This is a genomic window from bacterium, from assembly GCA_022616075.1.
GTDB lineage: Bacteria > Acidobacteriota > HRBIN11 > JAKEFK01 > JAKEFK01 > JAKEFK01.
Genome location: JAKEFK010000038.1, coordinates 21,076 through 42,531 on the forward strand (window position 1 = coordinate 21,076; position 21,456 = coordinate 42,531).

Annotated in this window: 19 protein-coding genes and 1 tRNA gene; 12 read left to right on the forward strand and 8 right to left on the reverse strand. The window is 48.0% G+C overall.

Going from position 1 to position 21,456, the window contains the following annotated elements:
• Positions 1-12: 12 nt before the first annotated feature.
• From L0156_03380 to L0156_03395, 4 genes are all read right to left on the reverse strand, one after another.
• Positions 13-2,070 (reverse strand): tetratricopeptide repeat protein, encoded by a 2,058-nt coding sequence (locus L0156_03380; GenBank protein MCI0602030.1) that lies wholly within the window; start codon positions 2,068-2,070, stop codon positions 13-15.
• The gene (locus L0156_03385; GenBank protein ID MCI0602031.1) at positions 2,061-4,151 is read right to left on the reverse strand and encodes a sulfatase-like hydrolase/transferase; all 2,091 of its coding nucleotides are present in this window, start codon (positions 4,149-4,151) and stop codon (positions 2,061-2,063) included. Before L0156_03385 ends, L0156_03380 begins: the two co-directional genes overlap by 10 nt.
• Positions 4,148-6,106, reverse strand: a complete 1,959-nt coding sequence (locus tag L0156_03390; GenBank protein ID MCI0602032.1) for a sulfatase-like hydrolase/transferase — start codon at positions 6,104-6,106, stop codon at positions 4,148-4,150. Before L0156_03390 ends, L0156_03385 begins: the two co-directional genes overlap by 4 nt.
• 88 nt (positions 6,107-6,194) lie before the next feature.
• Complete coding sequence (locus L0156_03395) at positions 6,195-8,999, reverse strand: TonB-dependent receptor (protein ID MCI0602033.1); 2,805 nt, start codon at positions 8,997-8,999, stop codon at positions 6,195-6,197.
• A 74-nt stretch (positions 9,000-9,073) separates the two neighbouring features.
• Between L0156_03395 and L0156_03400 the strand changes: the two genes are divergently transcribed.
• From L0156_03400 to lspA, 3 genes are all read left to right on the forward strand, one after another.
• Positions 9,074-9,529, forward strand: a complete 456-nt coding sequence (locus tag L0156_03400; GenBank protein MCI0602034.1) for a dual specificity protein phosphatase family protein — start codon at positions 9,074-9,076, stop codon at positions 9,527-9,529.
• Positions 9,530-9,883: 354 nt separating this feature from the next.
• Positions 9,884-12,661, forward strand: a complete 2,778-nt coding sequence (ileS, locus tag L0156_03405) for an isoleucine--tRNA ligase (protein ID MCI0602035.1) — start codon at positions 9,884-9,886, stop codon at positions 12,659-12,661.
• Positions 12,658-13,176, forward strand: a complete 519-nt coding sequence (gene lspA / locus L0156_03410; GenBank protein ID MCI0602036.1) for a signal peptidase II — start codon at positions 12,658-12,660, stop codon at positions 13,174-13,176. The genes ileS and lspA overlap by 4 nt, the downstream gene beginning before the upstream one ends.
• 163 nt (positions 13,177-13,339) lie before the next feature.
• Here lspA and L0156_03415 read toward each other — a convergent pair whose 3' ends face one another.
• Positions 13,340-13,675, reverse strand: coding sequence for a YtxH domain-containing protein (locus L0156_03415; protein MCI0602037.1), 336 nt, complete (start codon positions 13,673-13,675; stop codon positions 13,340-13,342).
• Positions 13,676-14,006: 331 nt separating this feature from the next.
• On the opposite strand from L0156_03415, the gene L0156_03420 reads away from it, so the two are divergent.
• Positions 14,007-14,897: a hypothetical protein gene (locus tag L0156_03420; GenBank protein ID MCI0602038.1), complete on the forward strand. Its 891-nt coding sequence runs from the start codon at positions 14,007-14,009 to the stop codon at positions 14,895-14,897.
• Positions 14,898-14,945: 48 nt separating this feature from the next.
• Positions 14,946-16,235: a citrate synthase gene (locus tag L0156_03425; protein ID MCI0602039.1), complete on the forward strand. Its 1,290-nt coding sequence runs from the start codon at positions 14,946-14,948 to the stop codon at positions 16,233-16,235.
• A gap of 154 nt (positions 16,236-16,389) precedes the next feature.
• Here L0156_03425 and L0156_03430 read toward each other — a convergent pair.
• Positions 16,390-16,462, reverse strand: a tRNA-Glu gene (locus L0156_03430).
• A gap of 127 nt (positions 16,463-16,589) precedes the next feature.
• Between L0156_03430 and L0156_03435 the strand changes: the two genes are divergently transcribed.
• Both L0156_03435 and L0156_03440 read left to right on the forward strand, forming a co-directional pair.
• Positions 16,590-16,871 (forward strand): HU family DNA-binding protein, encoded by a 282-nt coding sequence (locus tag L0156_03435; protein MCI0602040.1) that lies wholly within the window; start codon positions 16,590-16,592, stop codon positions 16,869-16,871.
• Positions 16,872-16,882: 11 nt separating this feature from the next.
• A complete protein-coding gene (locus L0156_03440; GenBank protein ID MCI0602041.1) occupies positions 16,883-17,443 on the forward strand; it encodes a hypothetical protein in 561 nt (186 codons plus the stop codon).
• Here L0156_03440 and L0156_03445 read toward each other — a convergent pair.
• Positions 17,434-17,838 carry a hypothetical protein gene (locus L0156_03445; protein ID MCI0602042.1) on the reverse strand — a complete coding sequence of 135 codons (405 nt, stop codon included), beginning with the start codon at positions 17,836-17,838 and terminating at the stop codon, positions 17,434-17,436. The two genes, L0156_03440 and L0156_03445, sit on opposite strands and share 10 nt — an antisense overlap.
• A 138-nt stretch (positions 17,839-17,976) precedes the next feature.
• On the opposite strand from L0156_03445, the gene L0156_03450 reads away from it, so the two are divergent.
• Both L0156_03450 and L0156_03455 read left to right on the forward strand, forming a co-directional pair.
• A complete protein-coding gene (locus L0156_03450; protein ID MCI0602043.1) occupies positions 17,977-18,669 on the forward strand; it encodes a hypothetical protein in 693 nt (230 codons plus the stop codon).
• Positions 18,670-18,745: 76 nt separating this feature from the next.
• A complete protein-coding gene (locus L0156_03455) occupies positions 18,746-19,756 on the forward strand; it encodes a DUF1573 domain-containing protein (GenBank protein ID MCI0602044.1) in 1,011 nt (336 codons plus the stop codon).
• Positions 19,757-19,759: 3 nt separating this feature from the next.
• Here L0156_03455 and L0156_03460 read toward each other — a convergent pair whose 3' ends face one another.
• Entirely contained in the window at positions 19,760-20,293 is a 534-nt protein-coding gene (locus L0156_03460; GenBank protein ID MCI0602045.1) for a hypothetical protein, read from the reverse strand.
• Here L0156_03460 and L0156_03465 point away from each other — a divergent pair.
• The 3 genes from L0156_03465 to L0156_03475 all read left to right on the forward strand — a co-directional run.
• A complete protein-coding gene (locus L0156_03465; GenBank protein ID MCI0602046.1) occupies positions 20,292-20,762 on the forward strand; it encodes a thioredoxin family protein in 471 nt (156 codons plus the stop codon). The genes L0156_03460 and L0156_03465 overlap by 2 nt on opposite strands.
• Before the next feature lie 36 nt (positions 20,763-20,798).
• The gene (locus L0156_03470; GenBank protein MCI0602047.1) at positions 20,799-20,999 is read left to right on the forward strand and encodes a thioredoxin family protein; all 201 of its coding nucleotides are present in this window, start codon (positions 20,799-20,801) and stop codon (positions 20,997-20,999) included.
• 100 nt (positions 21,000-21,099) lie between these two features.
• Positions 21,100-21,456 (forward strand): APC family permease (locus L0156_03475; GenBank protein ID MCI0602048.1); only part of this gene is annotated, 357 nt, incomplete at its 3' end.

Below are 21,456 nucleotides of genomic sequence, written 5' to 3' on the forward strand. Positions count from 1 at the left end.
GAGACGTCCGCGCTACTTCGCTAATTTTGCTAGGCGCGCTTTTACTTGCGAGCGTTCCGGCCAATCGGCGGGCGCTTCCTCAAGCAATTTTCTGTAAATCTCTACTGCATCTGCAGACTTTCCTTGCATCTCGCGCACATAACCCAGCGCCATCCGGGCTCTCCACAGGCGAGTGTTGCGTGAAGTCACGTGCTCCAGGTGACTCCCGGCGTCCTCCCATCTCTTCAACGAGATCAGCATAAAGGACAGATTCGCTTCGCATTCTGCATAAGAAGGATTGAGTCTTAATGCGCGTAGGTATGCGTCTTCAGCGGGCTTGATCCGATTCATTCTCTGATAAGCAATTCCCAGATTATTCCAATAGGTGGCCATTTCTGAACCGCGAATCGCGATCAAGAATTCGTCCACTGCTTTTGCTGCGTCTCCCTGGGTTAAATAGACGAGTCCCCGCTGATTGTGAAACTCGGGCCGGTCCTGATTCAATGTGCCAAGCGCTTTGTCCCATTGTTTTTGTCCGCTGTAGAAAGAAGCAAGCTCAAAAGCGGCTTCTACATAATGCGGGAAGCGTTGAACCGTTTCGCGAAGAACTTTTTCGGCACGCGAAGTTTCGCCGAGCCGGTTCAAAGCTTTTGCAAGTTGAACACTTACTTCTGGATCCGGTAAGCGTTCAGTAGACGTTGCGTAAGCTTTCGCAGCTTCGGCATATTTCTGCTGAGCCGAAAGAGTGTCACCGAGAAAACGAAATGCCAGACCATTGTGTTTTTCGGTACCCGTAATTTCGCGAAAGCGCGCTTCCGCTTGATTGTATTGCTCCTCCTTCAACATCACCATGCCCAGCCGGAAGCGTTCCATGATCTGAATTTTTTTCTTGGGATCGATTCCGGTCTGCGCAACGGATCCACTCACGTATCCCAGACTTCTCAGCTTTTCTTCCTCTTCAGGAGGGAGTGTTCCCTTTCCTGTTTCTCCATTCTTCGCGTAAGTCTTGACTGCACGTTGCCACTCATCCACTCTGCTTTTTTTGATCAGATTATTGATTTCTTTCGCGTCGGCCGCCAAATCATAAAACTCCGGTTCAGGGGCCTGAATAAACTTTTTACGATCACGAATCGATGCATACAAAGGCGCATAGCCGTAATTTCGTTGTGCATAAAGTGATTCCGCGATGAGCGTTCTGCTCTTTTTTTCCTGAAGCAATGAGACACCATCCATTTGTGCGGGCTTTAGGCCGGCCAGCTCCAGGATAGTCGGAGCGATATCTGCCAGCGAGACTGCATCATTTCTTTTGCCAGGCGCCAGTGTTGGAGCGCGGATCATTAACGGAACATGGATAGTTGCGTTATAGACAAAAACTGCGTGGGTTGTTTCGCCATGTTCTCCTAAGCTTTCTCCGTGATCTGCTGTGAGGAGGACCGCGGCGTTTTTACCAACGGCCCGAAGTAGCTTTGCCAGCTCCTGATCCGCAAAAGCAATTTCTCCGTCGTAGGGATCAGGAAATTTCTTGCGGAATGCTGGCGGAGGTTCATACTCAGCGTGAGGATCGAAATAGTGAACCCACAAAAAGTAAGGACTGCGAGCTTTTGCCAGCCATTGCAACGCTCGTTCTGTCGTTTCGTTCGCCGTTCTTTCCGCTCCCGTAAATTGATCCTCATACACAGCAAAACCACGATTCAATCCGAAAGAGGCGTTGAGTGGCGCTCCTGAAATAAAGGCTGCTGTGTTGTATCCATGCTTTTGCAAGGCAAGTTGAATCAAGGGGGATTGCTTCCATGCAAAATGAGCATTGTCGCGAATGCCATGACGTTCAGGATACAAACCGGTCAGCATTGTTACATGCGACGGAAGCGTTAACGGAACGGCTGAATACGCATTTTCGAAAAGAAGCGATTCCTTCGCGAACGCGTCCAGATTGGGTGAAGTGTTCTGTTTATACCCGTAACACCCGAGATGATCCGCGCGCAGCGTATCGATCGTAATCAGAACAATATTCGTTTTCGTTTCTGGATATAACCGCCAAGGCGCCAAGAATGCCAAGAAGAACGCAAAAGAGATTACTATTTTTACGGACATTTTGCTCGAACGGCCTCGATTCGAGGGGAAGCAATTTCCACGCGCTGCAAAAACTTCTTGATGCTTTCGCAATCACCCGCTTTCAAGAAAGCTTCGAGAGATTCTTCCCATTGTTGTTTGCTGGCAAGGATCAGAGCTAGTCCTTTCCAGGCGGCAGTAGATTTGGGGTTTGCTTGAAGAGCCATTCGAAAATATTTTTCGGCTTCCTGATTGTTTCTGGAAGTGAGTTGAATTGCCGCTGCATCAAGGGCTTCCTTTTCGTTGAGCTTCCGAAGCGAGGCCAGCTTCTTATAGGTTTGCAATGCCTCCTGGTCCTTTTGCAGCTGAGACTGAAGCCATGCGGCCATGGCGAGTGCACGCATGTTTTCCGGTTCCTCTTTCAGAATTGCAGAAGCCTGAGACAGAGCTTCGGAATATTGTTTCGTATCCAGGTACGTTTCTGCCAGATGGAATCGCGTTTCTGTTTGATGGAAGTTGGATTTGAGAGCGCTCTGCATCAGCGTGATTGCTTCGTCATTTTTCCCCTGCTTTCGCAAAACATTCGCGAGAAATTTTGTCGCAATCACGTTATCAGGCTGTTTTGTCAACACATTTCGAAAGCTCTTTTCTGCCTCTGCCCATTGACTCAATTGCGCAGAGCGCACAGCCGACTCTATTTCGATCCAAAGTGCAATTCCATCTTTTGGATCGAACCGCGATACACCGGAGTGCGGAGAGCCTCCCGTCACATAGCCAAGGCTTGCGAGCTTTTCTTGAGTCTCAGGATCCGGTTGCTGTTGTGTTTGCGAAGGATTTCGCTTCAAATGTTTTTGAAGCTCCGATCGCAGACCGCTCGAAATAGCCGAAGAACTATAAATGTTTTTCAATTCTCTTGGATCACGCTCAAGGTCATACAGTTCCGGTTTCGGTGCATCAATCCATTTTTTCTGACTCCACCGCATCGAATGGAGCGGAGCCCAGCCCATCAAAAGATTTGTATAGTAGCTTTCACTGTAAGCGGGCAGGTTCTTTTTCACTCCCTTGGTCAACGGCAACAGACTTTCGCCGGCAAAACCGGTCTGCTTGGGCAAACCTGCGAGTTCCACAAGTGTCGGAGCCACATCGACAAGCCGCACCTGGTTCGCGATTCTCTGCGCGGTTAAACCGGGCGCATGGATAAGGAACGGTACCTTCAGCGTGGCATCGTACAGGAAAACACCGTGATTGTCTTCGCCATGCTCCCCAAGCGACTCTCCATGATCGGAAAGCAATACGATGATTGTAGAGTCCATCAGCTTTTTGTCTTTTAGAAACTGAAGAATCTCACCAACGACTTTGTCTGTGTATGCAATTTCGCCGTCATAAGTTTGCGGATAACCGGAAGGGGGATTAAAGCCAAAGTGCGGATCAAAAAAATGCAGAAAAGTGAACCAGGGACCTTTTTGCGACTCGATCCATTTCCTGCCGAGCTTCCAAACAGTTTCGGCTCTTCGCTCCACATGCCGGTTGATCTCAGGGTCGTGTCCCTGACCGATTTGATCTTCGTAGTACTGGAATCCCTGATAAATTCCAAAACCGGAATCGAGTGAAAAGGAACCGATCACACCGCCCGTGTTGAATCCGTTCTGCTGAAAAATTTCTGCAAGTGTTTTGAAGCTTCCGGCAAGAACAAAGTTCTCATTGTTGCGAACTCCATGTTGATCAGGGTAAAGCCCGGTAAAAATAGTGGAGTGCGAGGGTAGAGTCAGTGGCACCTGAGAAATTGTGTTTTCGAACAGCATCGATTCTGAAGCCAGCGTATCGATGGCCGGCGTCTTTGTTCTGTAACCGTAGCATCCGAGATGATCCGCGCGAAGGGTATCGATGGAGATGAGGAGTACGTTCGATTTCGCTGCGAAAAGAGGAACGGGGAGTGTGAAGAGCAAAACGAAGCGGGAGACTGTCCAAAAAGTCAGTTGGAGCGCGGACTTCCAGTCCGCAAAAACATGGTAGCTCGACGAGTTCATTGCGGGCAGGGATGCCTGCGCTCCCACTAACTCGCCGCAATTCTTGACTTTTTGGACAGTCTCGCGGGCGAGTCGCCCGCACCACTTTGTTTTCATTGCAGGTCTTTCAGACGACGCGACGCTTGTTCCTTCCAATCCGGAGGAGTGGTTGGCGAATTCTGCACTTCCCGATAAAGGGCGATCGCCTCGGACTTTTTCCCTTGCTTCGAATACAGTAGAGCCAGATTCATTTTGGTTTGCGGATCAGAGCCGTCAACCAGCAATGCCGTCTTCAGTTTGGCCTCACTCGTAGTCAAATCCCCCTGTGTAAACAGACAGGTTGCCACACCGTTGAGGGCTTGAAGATTCTTCGGATCCGATTTTAGAACGAAGTCGAATTGTTCTCGCGCCGACCCGGCTTTCTCCGTCTGCAAGTAAATGTTCCCCAGATCGATCCGCAAATCGTCGTCTCGTGGATCAATTTTCAAAGCGGTCAACAGATTTTCAGCGGCGCGATCCAGATTCCCAAGAGCAACATCGGCGTGCGCAAGAAGGATCCACGCATCGGCGTTACTCTGTTCCAGTTTCCGTAGTATGTCTGCCCAGCGCTTCGCTTCTGTCGCCTCCCCTGTTTTGAGGCAAATCCGCGCCATCCTGTAAAGTGCAAGCGAATTTTTCGAATCCTGTTTAAGAACTCTGGCTAAAATGCTTTTTGCTTCTTTCAATCGATTCGCTTCAGCGTATTTCTGCGCCAGAAATCCAAGAATCATCGGATTATCCGGATCGTTCTTTTGCGCCTGCTCCAAAATTGCAACGGATTCCGTGGAATTCGTTTTTTCCAGATCCACTGCCTTTTCTATCTGGTTCCAGACTGCTATCCGATCCTTGGGATCGATGGTGGAGGTCTTGTTCGTCGATCCTCCGCTAATGTATCCAAGTGAAGCGAGTTTTTCTGCCATCTCAGGAGAGATAGTAGCGCGGGCGTCTCGCCTGCGCATGTCCGGAATCTGCGATTGCATTTTTTTTGCAATATCCTTCTTGCTCGCATATAGATTCACTTTCTCACCCGGATCCGAGCGCAAATCGTATAGCTCCGGTTTTGGCGCCTGAATGAACTTCCATTCATCATTACGAATCGCCAAAAGCCCGCTCCATCCCAGCTCCAGCTGAGGAAACATCGATTCCAGAAATGCCGATTGGCCCGCATTTTTCGGCAACAAAACGCCATCTAAATTGGAAGGGGCCTGCACTTTTAGAATGCTGAGAATCGTGGGAAGAAAATCGATTATGCGAACCTGTCGTTTGATTCTTTCCGCAGTAATTCCAGGACCTTGAATCCAGAAAGGAACCTTCATTGTGCTGTCATACACAAAGATTCGATGGGTCCACTCGCCATGCTCTCCCAGACTCTCACCGTGATCACCGGCCACTGCAATCACAGGCTGATATTGCTGGAATTTGCGCAGCAAAACGCCGACTTGCCGGTCTACAAACTCAATTTCGCCGTGGTAACCGTTGTGCAAATAGGGTGCATGCGGATCATAAAAATGGACCCATAAAAAAAACGGGCGTACGATTTTCGTTTGCAGAACCGCGTTTACCACCGCATCAGCGCCGCGCTCCGATCGAAAATCCAGTGAGCGATTTTTCTCCCTCGGAAAAAGATCATCGTAAACATCGAATCCCTGGTTCAACCCGAAACGATGCTCCAGCGGAAATCCACCGACAAATGCGTAAGTGTGATAACCTTTCGCGCGAAGAATCTCTGCGAGAGTGAGCTCTTTCGAATCCACAACACCGGCGTTATCGCGAATTCCATGACGAATAGGATATCGTCCGGTCATGAGAGATGTATGGGACGGCAAAGTGAGCGGCGCCGGGCAAATTGCATTTTCGAAAAACAGACTTTTCCGCGCAAGGGAGTCCAGATTCGGAGTGCGGATGGTCTGATTTCCGTAGGAACCCAGATGATCCGCCCGCAGTGTATCGATTGTAATCAGAAGTAAATCTGGCTTCTCAGCCGCATTCAACAAAACAGGAATGAGGAGTAAAACAAGTGTAAACCGGTACACAAAACAATTTTAACATTTTAAACCGCCAAGGCGCCAAGCTAAGAACCATCAAAAATCCTTGGCGCCTTGGCGTCTTGGCGGTTTACTTTTACCAGTTCAGTTTGATGCCGAATTGCACCTGCAACGGATCAAAAACTTCCGACGCCGTTGCAAAACCATCCACAGACTTGCCAACATCATCAGGAGTGACGATTCGATTCACAGAAGCCGGACGGAAGTTGAAATTTGTACGGTTGAACAAATTAAAGATTTCCCCGATCAACTCCAGCCGGTAGCGTTCGCCAAAATCGATATTTTTCGCAACGCGCAAATCTACCTGGAAAAAGGATTCGCCACGACCAAAGTTCCTGGGCATATTCCCCGGACGGTCGGGTGGCGGGAATCCAAAAGTATCATTGGGACCCAAATCGGGCCGGTCGTTACAACAAAAACCATCGCCGTTGTGGTTTTCGTTTATGCGGAAATTGATCGGAATCCCGGACGCAGCACGAATTATCGTACTAACCTGAAATTGCTTTGGCAGTTCATAGACTCCACCAAAAGAAAATACATGACGTTGATCGTGCGTACCAGGGCCCTTTTCTGCATCCAGGTTCGACTGATCGTTGGGCTCAGAGATGCTAAAGAAGTCGCCCGCGTCTTCCTCAACTTTCGAAAGTGTGTAAGAAGTCGTGAACATGAATTTGTTGCTTAAGCGCTTCTGCAAATTCAGTTGAAGGGCATGATACCAGGAGCCCGCATCGGTAAGCAGTAGTCTGACCCGCCCGTATTGAGGAAAGGGCGGCGTAAAATTCGGATCATCTATGTCCAATGGAGCATTCAGATTCCGTTCGCGGGTAAGATTCTGTCCCCGAACAAACACATAGTCAGCGTTGATCACAAAATCCCGTGCAAGTTCTTGCTGGAATCCAATGGATATCTGATCTGTAAAAGCCACATCTGCGCTTTCCATTGGCCGGATATCGAACCCGGTGTCTTCAAAAAGGGATGGATCTGGAAGTCCACAGCAGATATCCCTCAAAACGTCCGGATCTGTTATGGCCTTGACAGCATACTGCGCTCCATCAAAAAGTAGAGCGTTATTGTACACATTATGAAGGATCGGTTTATAGTAACGGCCATAACCGCCACGCAGGATGGTAGTTCCTTTTCCGCCCCAATCGTACGTAAATCCTAACCTCGGAGAAATATTGTTCGTATCTGTATCTGGAATCTCTCCGAGAACGATATCCGTACCACCTCCCAGGGGCACCGGTGTCTCGGTACCGTTGAAAGTTTCGATATCGTAACGCAGTCCAAGGTTCAAAGTGAGCCTGTCATTAACACGCCAATCATCCTGTACAAAGGCAGAGAATTGATGATTTGTATTCTCATTTCTCGGGTCTCCAACACCGATAAAAAAGTAGGTAGGGTATGTGTCCGGATTGTCCCGATCAAAAGGTTGATCGGTATTAAAAAAGTAACCCCCACCGAAATATTGTGCGAATATGATGTCGGAATTAATATGGATGTAATCGCCGCCAAACTTTACAGTATGTTCTCCCTTTTCTGTAGGAAAGACTTTTGTGAAGTTATCCAAAATCTCGATTCGGTTTTCTTCAAAACGCTGAGGACAACAATAGTGATGTCCGGTCACGGAGGTTAGATCAGCAAAGCGATATTGAGCCGGACCGGTCCCCTCAACGGTATCTTCACGAAGATGTCTTCCGTATTGAATGAGGATTTCGTTGTAACTGTCATTCGAAAGAACGGCATTTTCAGAGATCGCAAGTGAATGAGAATTCGCTTCCGTAACAACGCCATCCACATAACTCCCACCGGCATAGAATCCTGCTTCCGACCGATCCTGAAAGTTGTAACGGAACACCATGGAATGATCTTCGTTGAGTTGATGATCGATTTTTCCTGTAAAAAGACTCAGATCAATCGGTTTGGGGCGTACACCATCAGGGAATCGGTCGACCGGTGTAACCGATAACGATCCGTCTCTATTTACTTGTTCAAACGCGAAGAAGAAAAATGTCTCGTCTCTTTTAATCGGACCGCCTAAGGTAACACCACCTTGTTGTTGATCTACGGGAAAATCCACGCCTCGTTGATCAGCAAAAAAGTCGGCGGCATCCAATTCATCCGGCCGGAAGAAAAAGAATCCATTGCCATGAAAATCGTTTGTTCCGGATTTTGAAATCACATTGATTACACCGCCTGTTGCACGGCCGTATTCAGCAGAAAAACGGTTCGTCAAAATCTGGAATTCCTGGATACCTTCCTGTGTGAAAAGCGTTCGTCCTTCATTTGTATATGAGAAATTGTTTTCGGCGCCATCAATCGTGTAGTTCACAGCGTCACCACGCTGGCCACCAATCTGGAACTGCCCATAGTTACCAAGCGTCACAGGCTTCACACCGGGTGCGAGCAGGGATAGTTGAGTGTAATCGCGGCCATTCAAAGGAAGATTCTCTATGCTTTCAGCACTCAAGGTTTCCCCAAGTTGCGACTTCGTTGCATCGATGAGCGGAGTGACACCTGTAACTTCAACGATCTCACCTGCAGCAGCGAGCCTCAGGTGGAAGTCCTGAATGATTTCTTTGCCGAGTGTCAGCTCAATTCCTTTCCGCACTTCCTTCGCAAAACCTGCAATCTCAACCGTCACTGTGTAGGTTCCAGGTGGAAGCAATGCAACGCGAAAGAAGCCGCCGGCCTCAGAAGTTGTTACGCGTGTGAAGTTAGTGGCTGCGTTTACGGCGGTGATCGTCACCCCGGGAATGGCCGCATCTTTGTCATCATAGACAGTGCCAATGATGTTCGCGGTTGTTTCCGCAGCATAAACTGTATGGCCAATTAAGAAAAAAAGGAAGGCAAAAAAAACAAGACGCAAGGTGAAATCTTTCATACAGCCCCTCCATGAGGTCAGTTGAAATCTTCTTGTATTTGAGTCTCGTGAAACAATGCCATTATACTTCATAGATGAGTTTTGAAACATCCTTCATATGGGTAAAACCCGATATCCTTTCTTTTGGAGAAAAGCCGGGCAAATGGAGGCCTGTGCATGAAGACCTTGAATTTCTGAAAACTTCAGGGGTCAGATCCATTCTTTCATTAGTTGAGGAAGAACCGCAGCTTGAAAACTATCACAACGCAGGTTTTGAGGCGCGTCATGTTCCTGTCGATGACTTTCAGGCGCCGACAATGGAGCAGATCGACGACTGCATGCAATACATTGCCTCGCACGGGCCGATTTACGTCCATTGTTATGCAGGATACGGGAGATCGGGAACGATTGTGGCGGCGTGGCTCATACGAAATGGAATGACGGCCATCGATGCGATTCGCACGATCCGGGGCTTACGCCCTGGAGCGATCGAAGTAGATGTTCAGTTTGATGCGCTGCTGGAATATGCCGCTACTTGTAACCACAGATAAACACAGATGAACAACGATAATAAACTTCAAATCTGTGTTTATCTGTGTTCATCTGTGGTTATTATTCCGCTTTCAGCCCTGCGCTTCCACCAGATCCTTTGCGATTGCAAGTTCCACCGGCGAGAAATCCGCCGGGACGTTTCTCTCGAAATTCATCGGCTCCAAAAGGTGAAATAGTTTGTGGCCAAGTACGCGAATACGGTCGGAGTGGTTGACACTCGTGGAATGTACGGTTTCTCCCTCTCTGAAAGTTGCTTCAAGGCGTAGCTAGTATATCCATTATTTTGACACGCAAGCAAGTAAGCTCTGCCTTTGCGTTAAATTCTCTTTGTGCTTACAATTATCAAGCAACTTATGGACGAAAAAGAACTCAAAAAGACGCTAAATTTGCCTCAAACGAAGTTCCCCATGAAGGCAAACTTAAGTCAGCGCGAACCGGAGACCATGAAACTCTGGGACTCTCTCGATTTGTATGCAAATTTGAGACGCTCGAAAAAAGGCAAGCCACGGTTCTTACTTCATGACGGCCCTCCGTACGCGAACGGGAAAATCCATCTCGGTCATGTCGTCAACAAAGTTCTGAAGGACCTCATGGTTAAATCCAAATCGATGATGGGATACGATTCGCCTTATGTACCCGGGTGGGATTGTCACGGATTGCCGATTGAGTTGCAGGTGGAAAAGCATACAAGCGCGAAGAAGAAGGATATGGATCCGGTAAATTTCCGCAGAGAATGCAGAAAGTACGCGGAAAAATACCTCGACATCCAGAGGGACCAGTTCAAGCGACTTGGCATTTTTGGCGACTGGGAGAATCCCTACATGACGATGGCGCCCTCGTATCAGGCAACCATTGCAAGAATTTACGGTGAATTTTACCGCAGCGGCCATGTCTATAGAGGATTCAAACCTGTGCACTGGTGCTGGTCCTGCGAAACCGCACTGGCCGATACGGAAGTCGAATATCAGGACCACCGGTCCCCTTCCATATATGTAAAGTTTCCTGTAGAAGCGGATTGGAGCTCCTTGGATCCTGCGCTAAAAGGCAAGAAAATCTTTGTTCTGATCTGGACCACAACCCCCTGGACGCTGCCGGCCAATCTCGCCATCGCGTTCCATCCGGATTTTGATTATGTTGCTTACGAGTTACCGGATGGTGAAACGTACATTTTTGCCGAAAAGTTGCTTGCAAATCTGACGCAGATAGCTCGTTTGCCCGAAGGACGAATCATCGCGAAAATTTCGGGAGGTCGTTTCGAAGGCCGCAAAGCCCGGCATCCTTTTCTGGATCGCGACTCGATTCTCATTGTTGCCGATCACGTGACTATGGATCAGGGCACAGGAACGGTGCATACCGCTCCCGGTCATGGCGCGGATGATTACTATAGCGGCGTCAAATATGGACTCGAAATCCTGAATCCTGTAGATGACAAGGGACGGTTTTATCCGGATGTAAAATTTTTTGGCGGTCAATTCGTCTTCGACGCTAACCCGAAAATTGTGCAGCATTTGAAAGAGAACGGAATGCTGCTCTATTCGGAAAAATATGATCACAGCTATCCGCATTGCCCGCGTTGTCATAATCCGATTCTCTTTCGCGCGACAGAACAGTGGTTCGTCTCGATGAAAGGGTTAAAAGACAAAGCTCTGGAAGAGATCAAGAAAGTAAAGTGGGAACCGGCGTGGGGTGAAGAACGGATGTACAACATGATCGATACACGTCCCGATTGGACAATCTCCAGACAGCGAGTTTGGGGTGTACCGATTACCGCCTTTTATTGCGGCGAATGCAAAGAGCTCTTACAGGATCCGCGAATCTTCGATTTTGTCGCGGATATCTATGAGAAGGAGGGAGCAGACGCATGGTATATCCGCGATGCGAAGGATCTGCTTCCTCCCGATGTAGAATGCCAGAACTGCGGTCACACAACTTTCCAAAAAGGTTTTGACATTCTGGATGTCTGGTTTGATTCAGGATGCAGTCATGAGGCGGTGATGTCCGTGAGAAAGGATCTCTGGTGGCCGTCGGATGTCTATCTGGAAGGAAACGATCAATATCGTGGCTGGTTTAACAGCTCGTTGATGACTGCGATCAAGACTCGAGGCCGGTCGCCCTACCAGATCTGCGTTACTCACGGCATGGTGGTTGACGCGAAAGGGCACAAGATGTCGAAGAGTCTTGGAAACTACATCGATCCAGAAGAAATCGTCAAGAAGAGCGGATCGGAAATTCTGCGCGCGTGGGTTTCCATGGTGGATTACCATGAAGAAATCAGCATCGGGCACGAAACGCTGGAACGGGTAGCGGAAGCTTATCGCAAGATTCGAAACACATTCCGTTATCTGCTCTCCAATCTTTACGACTTTCAGCCGGACTATCAGGAAGTTGAGGAACAGAATTTGGAGCCGCTGGATCGCTGGGCTTTGCAATGTTTGTCCGAGTTAACAGAAAAAGTGTTGAAAGCTTATGAGCGTTTTGAATATCACATTGTTTATCACTCACTTTACAGATTCTGTGTGGTGGACATGAGCGCTTTTTATCTGGATATCAACAAAGACCGTTTGTATGTTTCGCTTGCGTCCAGCACCAAGCGCCGGGCCGCGCAAACAACGATGTTTAAAATCCTGAACCAGCTCGTTCGGTTGACCGCGCCGATCCTCTCTTTCACTAGCGAAGAAGTCTGGCAGGAGATGCCCGCTTTTAAAGATAAGGCTAAAACGGTCCATCTTACCGAATTCGAAACCACAGTAAGGGACTGGCTTACTGAAGAAGAAAAAAAAGAATGGGAAAAACTGGCCGAATACCGCGATGCTGTCTTAAAATTACTGGAAGAGGCCAGACAAAGGAAAGAAATCGGATCTTCACTGGAAGCGGAGGTGATCTGTCAATTCGCAGAAGAGGAAAAACCGATTGTGGAAAAATACGAAAATTTTCTAGCGGAGCTCTTTATCGTTTCGCGCGTACGCGTAAATTTCGGTACAGAAACGCGTTTTGAAGTGCGGAGGAGTGAAGGAGAAAAGTGCCAGAGATGCTGGCAAATTAAAATGGATGTCGGCGCCAATCCCGCTTATCCGAATGTTTGTGGTCGATGCGCTGAAGTTCTCGACCAATTACAGGTAGGCCACGCATGAGTTCCTGGAGAGATCGAGTCAATTACCTGCTTGCATCTATCATTGTGTTCTTGCTGGATCAAACGACGAAGAAGATCGTGACTCAGGGAATGATGCAACATGAGTCCATCACCGTGATTCCCGATTTTCTGAACATCACGTACATCCACAACAGAGGCGCTGTTTTTGGATTGGGTTCCTCTGTTACAAGTCCTTACCTTTCGTGGGGACTCTCCATTCTTTCCGTCGTATCGCTGGCTGTAATTCTGGTGTACTTCCTGCGTTTGAATGTCAGGAATCCCAGGATGTTCTTCGGTCTGGCCCTGGTTCTGGGAGGCGCTCTTGGAAATCTTTACGACCGTTTACTTTATGGATATGTAATCGATTTCATCGATTTGCACTGGTTTGAACACCACTGGCCATTCTTCAATATCGCAGACATGTCCATCTGTATAGGCGTCGGCCTCCTGCTGATTTCAATGTCCACGAAGGCCGAGGAAAGCCCGGCACCCAACATAATCGAGCCGGGCTCGTAAGTGGTGCGGGAGACTGTCCAAAAAGTCAGTTGGAGCGCGGACTTCCAGTCCGCAAAAGCATTGTAGCTCGACGAGTTCATTGCGGGCAGGGATGCCCGCGCTCCCACTAACTCGCGGCAATTCTTGACTTTTTGGACAGTCTCGCGGGCGGGTCGCCCGCAAACTATTTCAGAATTTTATCCAGCTTGTGCTTCTCGTCTTCCAGATACTTCTTTCCGGCATCTAACACTTCGAGGATTTCATTTCGCGCCCGGTCGGTGAGCTTCTTTCCTTTTTCCAGGCCTGTCCCGCCGTACTCCAGAGCATCGCGAACAACGCAATCCAACGATTCGGCGATATCGCCCACAAATAACTGGGCGCGGCTGCCGGCTTTCTTGCTATATTTTGCAATCTGTCGACGTGTTTTTTCTCCCGTTTGAGGAGCAAATAGTAATGCAACGCCGGCGCCTATCATGCTGCCGAGAACAACATACCAGTATTTTTCAATTCGATTGCTCATGAAATTATTACCTCCGAGAATCAATATTGGTGTGGTTCCCTGAACTTTGCAAGCGGGCAGGCTGGCGGTCCTTAATGCAGGCTGGAAGCCTGCGCGCCGGCTAAAAGCCGGCGAACATTAATGCCGGCAGAATGCCGGCGCTCATTTTTGCTGCCGATAGATGAGCGCCAGCCTCCAGGCTGGCATTAATAACCGCCGGCATTCTGCCGGCGTGGTTTTGTTTAAAAAATCATTCTCCTCGTGATTACAGAAGCAAATGTAGAAACTCTAATGCAGGCTGGAAGCCTGCGCTCCGTATGCTAGAATAAAGACACTTTTGAGTGGAGGAGCTATGCGAAAAACGATTCCTTTCCTGCTCTTGGTTTTCTGTTTCAGCCTTGCGAGTGCAGGTGCTTATACGGTTGTATTAAAGAATGGAAAGATGATGACGGGGACGCTGGTCTCCGAAACGGATCAGATGATTCTTTTTAAAGATGATTCGGGCGTTCAATATTCCTTGAAGAAGGCGAATTTAGATCTGGGTAAAATGACGGAAGCTAACGCCCCAAAAGTAGAGGCTCCGCCACCCGCTCCAGCGCCGCCGGCTGCAGATACGGAGACGAAGAAAAAAGCACGAGTCTATACAAAAGAGGATGTTGATAATCTACGGACGAAATATCCTGAACTGTCCATCGGTGAACCTATTGAAAATCCGGAAGACTTCGACAGAGGCGTGTTGAAACCGGAAGCATATTCAAAGAGAATCAATGAAAGCGCAGGCAGAATCAGCAGGAATCTCCCGGGACTGACAAAGCTTCGTGATGCGACGGCAACTGCCTGGGAAGTCGCAGCAAGCACAGGAAAGGACCCCGCCGAAGCGGTCAAGGCCGCTTTATCCACAGAAGAAGCAACTCTTGTCTTGAAACAAGCTTCGGATGACCTGATCAGCATGGCGCGCTGGCAGGAAACGATGGCCAATGCCCCCGATAAGTACAAAGATGGTTACAACCTGTTTGTGCAAACCATGACCGATCTTTCGGACTTCCACCGGGGAGTGCGAGAATGGAATTCCTTTGAAAATGTGAACATTTTCCGTTCCCGCCTGGGCGAGTTGGAAACCCGAATCAGCGTAAATTCACATCGTTTGCAGACCTGGAAACCCGAAGTTGCCGCGCCTGCGAAACCGGAAACTCCAAAAACGCCTGAGCCGGAAGAAACGGAAGAGGAACCACCAGCAGAATAGAAAAGTGATTGCATATTGCATATTGTAGATTGAATAAGGTGACGTGCTATGAGCGAGAAGAATTCCTTAACCATCATTGACAATCGAACAGGCAAGAGTTACGAAGTTCCCATTCAAAATGGAGCAATCAAGGCCATTGATTTGCGACAGATAAAGGCGAGTGACGACGATTCCGGTTTGATGACCTATGATCCCGGTTTCCTCAACACTGCCTCCTGCCAGAGCCGGATCACGTACATTGATGGAGACAAAGGAATCCTTAACTATCGTGGATATCCGATTGAACAACTCGCTGAAAAAAGCACATTTCTCGAAACCGCTTACCTGGTCCTTTTTGGCGAACTCCCCAACAAAGAACAGCTGCAGGAATGGAAGTACCACATCACGCACCACACAATCGTTCACAGAAACATTGAAAAGTTTATTGATGGATTTCACTATGACGCTCATCCGATGGGAATGCTGGTCAGCACGGTTGCAGCAATGAGCACTTTTTATCCTGATGCCCAGAACATCATGGATCCTGAATCGCAAAAACTTCAAATCTATCGTCTGATTGCGAAGATGCCGACTCTTGCTGCTTTCGCGTACCGTCACAGCATCGGAATGCCCTTTGCGTATCCTGACAACGATCTGGAATATACCGGGAATTTCCTGAACATGCTGTTTAAGAAAACGGAATTGAAATACAAACCGGATCCAGTGCTGGAACGCGCCCTCGATGTGTTGTTCATCCTGCATGCGGATCATGAACAGAATTGCAGCACAAATGCAATGCGCAGCATCGGTTCTTCTCATGTCGATGCCTACTCGGCAACCGCAGGCGCGGCGGCTGCGCTCTACGGGCCTCTTCACGGTGGCGCGAACGAGATGGTGCTGCGGCAACTGGCGGAAATCGGCACCAAAGAACGCATTCCCGACATCATCAAACGCGTTCGTGCCGGCGAGGTCCGTCTCATGGGATTCGGGCACCGCGTGTACAAGAACTATGATCCGCGCGCGCGAATCATTAAAAATCTTGCGTATGAGGTTTTTGACGTAACGGGAAAGAACCCAATGATTGATATCGCTCTGGAACTGGAAAGAATCGCGTTGGAAGAAGAGTATTTTATTAAGAAAAAACTTTACCCGAATGTTGATTTTTATTCAGGTTTAATCTATCAAGCCATGGGATTTCCGATTACGATCTTCCCTGTTCTTTTCGCAATTGCCAGAACGTCCGGATGGGTCGCTCAATGGATGGAAATGCTTTCTGATCCTGACCAGAAAATCGCGCGGCCCCGCCAGATCTATCTTGGTCATGGCCACCGCGACTATATCCCCCTCGAAAAAAGATAATAACCAAAAATCCCAAATTACAAATTACAAATAAATTCCAGGCTCCAAGGTTCAATTTTTCAAACCGTTGCTGGGACCCCTTGTTTGAAAATTGACCTTTGACATTTGTAAATTGTTTGGATTTTGTGGTTTGTAATTTGAAAATTCTACAAAGTAGCGGTACGGGGATTCGAACCCCGGTTTGATGGCTGAGAACCACCCGTCCTGGTCCCCTAGACGATACCGCCATTCAGGATTGCAGATTTCAAATTGTAGATTTCAGATTGTAGAAAAGCAACCCCTGAAGCCCCTTGAACCTTTTGAGCACCTTGAGCTAGAATGCTTTGTCTTTTATTTTGACAACAGGAGGAAAAGTTGAACAAGACAGATCTAGTGAATGCGGTTGCAAAGGGCGCTAAGCTGAGCAAGAAGCAGGCTGCGAGCGCGCTGGATGCAGCCATTAACGCTATCAGTGACTCCATGCGTAAAGGCCAGAAAGTCGCTTTAATCGGGTTTGGCACATTTTCTACTGCAATGCGAAAGGCTCGTACGGGGATCAATCCCCAAACCAGAAAAGCAATTAAAATTGCTGCCAAACGCATTCCAAAATTCAAACCCGGAAAAGAACTTAAGAAAATTGTTTCTAAATTGAAGTAGATTCTGGTCCAATGGATTCTAAGTTTTTATCTGCCGGGAGCGCCATCATCTCCCGGCAGATATTCTTCACTCTTCTGATTTTCTCATTCCTTTTTGGCTGCAGCCAGGAAAAACAAAAAGATCCTCAGATGGAACAGCTTCAAAAAGACGTCAAGAAGTTGTCCGATGAAAACCAGAGACTTTTGAAAGAGCTTCAAAACCTCCGGGAAGAATTGAAACCACAATCCCAACCGGTTGTTCCGGAAACAAAACCAGCTCCCCGCACAGAAATGACTTTGGAGCAAATGAAAGCGGAAGTGGAACCTGTTTTAAAAGAAGCAATCGGCCGGATTAAGAAAACTGCCGAAACGCCAAAAAAAGAGAAGCAGTATGGAATGAGAATTGAATACGATCTTGCTAATGCAGTTTACGGTCTTCAGAATAATGAAGGATATCCGCCTTCCGCTAAAGTAATCGTCAAGTACGAAAAATTTCTGGAATCAGATAAGGATTCGCGTTCTTATGGCAGTGGCAGTTCAACATTCGTTTTTGCGTATCACAACAGACAGTGGATTCTCCAAAGTTACGAGTAGTTTATAAACGAGCGAAAGGTAAACGACTCACCTGCAACTTTCAAAACGTCCCCGTCCGATAGATAGCCCGCTACCTGTTCCTCACCATTGATCAGCACTTCCCTGCCGCCGGATAATGTCTGAAACGCAAACCGCTTACGATGATAGAAAATGCACACTTCGTAATCCTGTGAAGCGCTCGAAACTACAAGATTACTATCCGGCTTTTTTCCGATATAAAAATGAGAACCGGTCTGCACTGGATGCTTTTCTCCGCCGCTGGTTTCCAGAAAAGCCTGATCTGTTTCAGGAGGCAAAACATGCGCCGTTCGGAGTTTCCTTCCTTTGCGAGCGATCAGAAGGAAGGTCAGAATTCCAGCAATAAAAATAAGAGTACCAATCAACAATAAATTCATGTAAAAACCGCGATCCGTTATTGCAATCGAATCCTCAGGTGTTACACTATAATCTACTTTTCGAGGAGTTCAGGACTCTCAACTTGAGAGGCTGCTAATGAAAACAAATCAAACAGTAATTTCACAGGGAGGTGAAATTTGAAAAAAATTGGACTGGCCTTGATTTTATGTCTGGCCATTTCCATGCCGGCTCTCGCGGGCGGCGTCGGGAATCTGTGCGATAGCAAGTTCCTCTTTAAGATGAACATCATCGGTGTGGAAAAGGGCAAGAATCCGCCGATGAATAACACCAGCAGAAAAACGATTTTTGTTCGACTCGGTAGTAACGGCTCACCGTCCAAGTCAACGATTTGGCTGACACAGGGACCTTTCTCCGTTTGCGATGGTAATTCCTGGGACCAGGCATACGACTGCAACGGAGACGCAATCAGCAACTTCACCGGATCTACATTCCAACTGCCCTGCAATTTGAATATTCCGGCTGACTTTGCATGCGATGGTGGCGAAACGGCGTGCTACGACATCTACTTCCGTGCGCTGGGAACTCCCGGCGGTGGTGTAACCATTACCACGTGCGGCATCCTGTCTGACGGAACCAAGGTTTGCTCCAGTGAAAATACAGGATTGATTAGCCGCGGTTACGGGACGCCAAAGTTCACGAAAGTGACAAATGAGCTGAGCTCATTGGTGGGATGTGTTGACGTCGGTGGAAATCTGCAGTGCGGACGTTATGCGTTGTTCAGAAATGAATTTCAATACTTCCTGTGGGAGTATGACAATCAAGGCCTACGAAACGGTATGGTCATTTTCTGCGGCGCAGAGTGCGATTGATTCACAAACCGCAAGTTTAGTAGTTAGAGACCGAAGCAATTCGGTCTCTAACTGTCTTTTGGAGTATTCATTTTCCATGCAAATTCGATTCAGCGTTATTTTTCTGTTCATTGCTCTGGTTGGCATTTCCATTGCTGAAACTCAAGGAGCGCCTCGTGCTGTGTTTGGCGAGAAAACATACACTTTTGGGCAGGTCAAACAGGGTGAAATCGTTGTCCATAAATTTCAGGTAAAGAATGAAGGGACTGCTCCTTTGATTCTCGACAAAGTTGAATTTAATCTTCCCGGTCTCACATCCAGGTTCAAACCCGAGATCCCTCCGGGCGCAGAGGGATCCATCCAAATCGAGCTGAACACGACTTACTTTACTGGAGAGATGGACATGGAAGCAGAACTGCATTCGAACGATCCTGTTCAACCGAAATTCACGTTCACGCTTAGCGGTGTCATCGAACCTGTAATTGAAGTAAGCCCCCTTCCTGGAGCGTACATTAGCTTGTATGCAGATGAAAACAAGGACCAAACACTACGTGTAATCAATCATGAAGAACAACCGCTGAAGATTACAAACGTGGAACTCCACGGCACACATTTTAAGGCCAACCTGAAAGAAGTCCAGACTGGTAAAATCTTTGAACTCACCATTACAGTTCCAGCCGGTACGGCTCCCGGACGTTACGAAGAATCACTATTGTTGCACACGAATCACCCCAAGTTTTCGGCTGTTCCAGTTGGCGTGAACCTGTTTGTCATGCGTGATCTTTTTGCGAACCCGGAAAGCGTAGATTTTACTGGAATTGATCTGTCGCTCCTGAATACAAATCCGGACCTGATCGAGAATTTATATGAGACTGTCAGGTTGAGAAAACGTGAGGGGGACTTTGAAATCAAGAGCATTCAAACAGACGTCCCGTTTTTGAAGATTACGCAGTCTCCTGCATCCGGCCGAAGTTCCATGTTTGAACTCAATATTGCTGTCGTGAAGGAAAAATTGGCTGCAGGAAAAATTTCGGGAAGTGTCCGGGTCGCGACCGATGACAAGAAATTCCCGGAAATTGTGATTCCAGTCGAAGCAGAAATCAAATAGTCGTTACGCAGCTTCTGCCTGTTTCTTAATCTTCCTTAGAATTTCGCGCCGGATCATTCCACTGAACGGTTTGATCAATCGCCAGTAGGTTCCAAACTTATCTTTCGCAGAACCGTAACTGACTACGCGTGTTTCCGTGCTCAAAAGAGAACTACCGTTCTTCTGAGACACGATGCGGAGATTCAAAGCTGCTTTGGAAAATCCGCGTCTTTGGAAGCTCATGAATTCATCCAGGCTGTTGATCTCAATCGTTGTTGCGGCAGGTTTCCAGAATTGTCCGATGATTCCGATCACAATCTCGCGACCTTGTGACTGTTTTAATTTATAGAATGAGTAATCAGCACATCCGTCGTTCCGGAAGATCCGGGGAATGCGGCGCAAGAGCATCAAGAGACGGGTCAGAGTTCCGGTTGGAATTCCACTTTGCAGAATGTTGAAGATTTGCTCCGGTGATGCTTGAATCCGGATCGTGTATTTTGCAGCCACATCAAAATCCGGAAGGATTTCATCCAATAGAGTGATTTCTGCGCTGGTCATGATCAGTTTCTCGATCTATTATAAGTTGATTGGCTTTGAAGGAGCGACGATGTTTGACCCGCAAGACGAAATTGAAATCAAGAAACGTTTGTCGGAGATGGCTCACGATGTTCGCGTTATCCTCTTTACGCAAACCTTAAACTGCGAGACCTGTCCCGATACAGAACGGCTGCTCAAGGCCGTCGCAGCGCTGTCCGACCGAATCAAGCTGGAAGTTCTGAATCCATTGATCGATCGCGCTCAAGCGGAGCAATACAATGTCAGTCGAGTGCCCGCAATCATTATTGAGGGGGATCGCGATTATGGAATCCGGTATTTTGGAATTCCAGGCGGTTATGAATTTGCAAGTTTGCTGGAGGGTCTTGTTGCCGCAGGGAAACGGCAATCAGGACTCAGCGATTCTTCTAAAGAGTTGATTGGAAAACTTACGGAGCCTTTGAATCTGAAAGTCTTTGTTACACCTGGGTGACCGCACTGCCCGGCAGCCGTGGTGCTGGCGCATCGAATGGCAATGGAAAGCGATAAGATTACGGCGGAAGCGATCGAGGCGACAGAATTTCCGGATCTGGCGCAGCGTTATCGCGTGATGGCCGTGCCGCGAACCGTCATCAACGATCAGGCTGTCATTGAAGGCGCAATGCCGGAGTCCATGTTCGTACGCCGCATCATCGAATCAGTCTTACCACCACAAGAAGGAGCTCTTTAACGCAGAGACGCGGAGACGCAGAGCTATTAAAAAGATTCTTTTGTTTTTTCTCTGCGACTCTGCGTTGAAAAAATACGCCTTTGGGCTAGAATCATCACCGATGGCGGCGGAATTAAAGCGAGAACTCGGTTTCTGGGATCTGGTATTTTTCCACCTCACCGCGATCGTTGGACTGCGCTGGATCAGCATCGCAGCAGGAAATGGTTATTCCTCTATCCCACTGTGGTTTGCCGCGTTCCTCTGCTTTTTTTTGCCGCAGGCATACGTGTTGCTCAAACTTTCCCGGAAATGGCCGGTCGAAGGCGGTCTCTATGAATGGACCAAAATGTCGCTCGGTCCCTTTCATGGTTTCATCGCAGGCTGGTGCTATTTCTTCAATAACCTTTTCTATTTTCCCACGGTTCTAACCACTGGCGCCGGTTACGCAACTTTCATCTATTTTGCAAAATGGCAGGGC

Bases quoted from the DNA above. Each gene is read 5' to 3' on its own strand.
- L0156_03380 (MCI0602030.1), bottom strand. From the start codon at position 2,070: ATGTCCGTAAAAATAGTAATCTCTTTTGCGTTCTTCTTGGCATTCTTG.
- L0156_03385 (MCI0602031.1), bottom strand. From the start codon at position 4,151: ATGAAAACAAAGTGGTGCGGGCGACTCGCCCGCGAGACTGTCCAAAAA.
- L0156_03395 (MCI0602033.1), bottom strand. From the start codon at position 8,999: ATGAAAGATTTCACCTTGCGTCTTGTTTTTTTTGCCTTCCTTTTTTTC.
- L0156_03400 (MCI0602034.1), top strand. From the start codon at position 9,074: ATGAGTTTTGAAACATCCTTCATATGGGTAAAACCCGATATCCTTTCT.
- ileS (MCI0602035.1), top strand. From the start codon at position 9,884: ATGGACGAAAAAGAACTCAAAAAGACGCTAAATTTGCCTCAAACGAAG.
- lspA (MCI0602036.1), top strand. From the start codon at position 12,658: ATGAGTTCCTGGAGAGATCGAGTCAATTACCTGCTTGCATCTATCATT.
- L0156_03415 (MCI0602037.1), bottom strand. From the start codon at position 13,675: ATGAGCAATCGAATTGAAAAATACTGGTATGTTGTTCTCGGCAGCATG.
- L0156_03420 (MCI0602038.1), top strand. From the start codon at position 14,007: ATGCGAAAAACGATTCCTTTCCTGCTCTTGGTTTTCTGTTTCAGCCTT.
- L0156_03425 (MCI0602039.1), top strand. From the start codon at position 14,946: ATGAGCGAGAAGAATTCCTTAACCATCATTGACAATCGAACAGGCAAG.
- L0156_03440 (MCI0602041.1), top strand. From the start codon at position 16,883: ATGGATTCTAAGTTTTTATCTGCCGGGAGCGCCATCATCTCCCGGCAG.
- L0156_03445 (MCI0602042.1), bottom strand. From the start codon at position 17,838: ATGAATTTATTGTTGATTGGTACTCTTATTTTTATTGCTGGAATTCTG.
- L0156_03455 (MCI0602044.1), top strand. From the start codon at position 18,746: ATGCAAATTCGATTCAGCGTTATTTTTCTGTTCATTGCTCTGGTTGGC.
- L0156_03465 (MCI0602046.1), top strand. From the start codon at position 20,292: ATGATCAGTTTCTCGATCTATTATAAGTTGATTGGCTTTGAAGGAGCG.
- L0156_03460 (MCI0602045.1), bottom strand. From the start codon at position 20,293: ATGACCAGCGCAGAAATCACTCTATTGGATGAAATCCTTCCGGATTTT.
- L0156_03470 (MCI0602047.1), top strand. From the start codon at position 20,799: ATGGCAATGGAAAGCGATAAGATTACGGCGGAAGCGATCGAGGCGACA.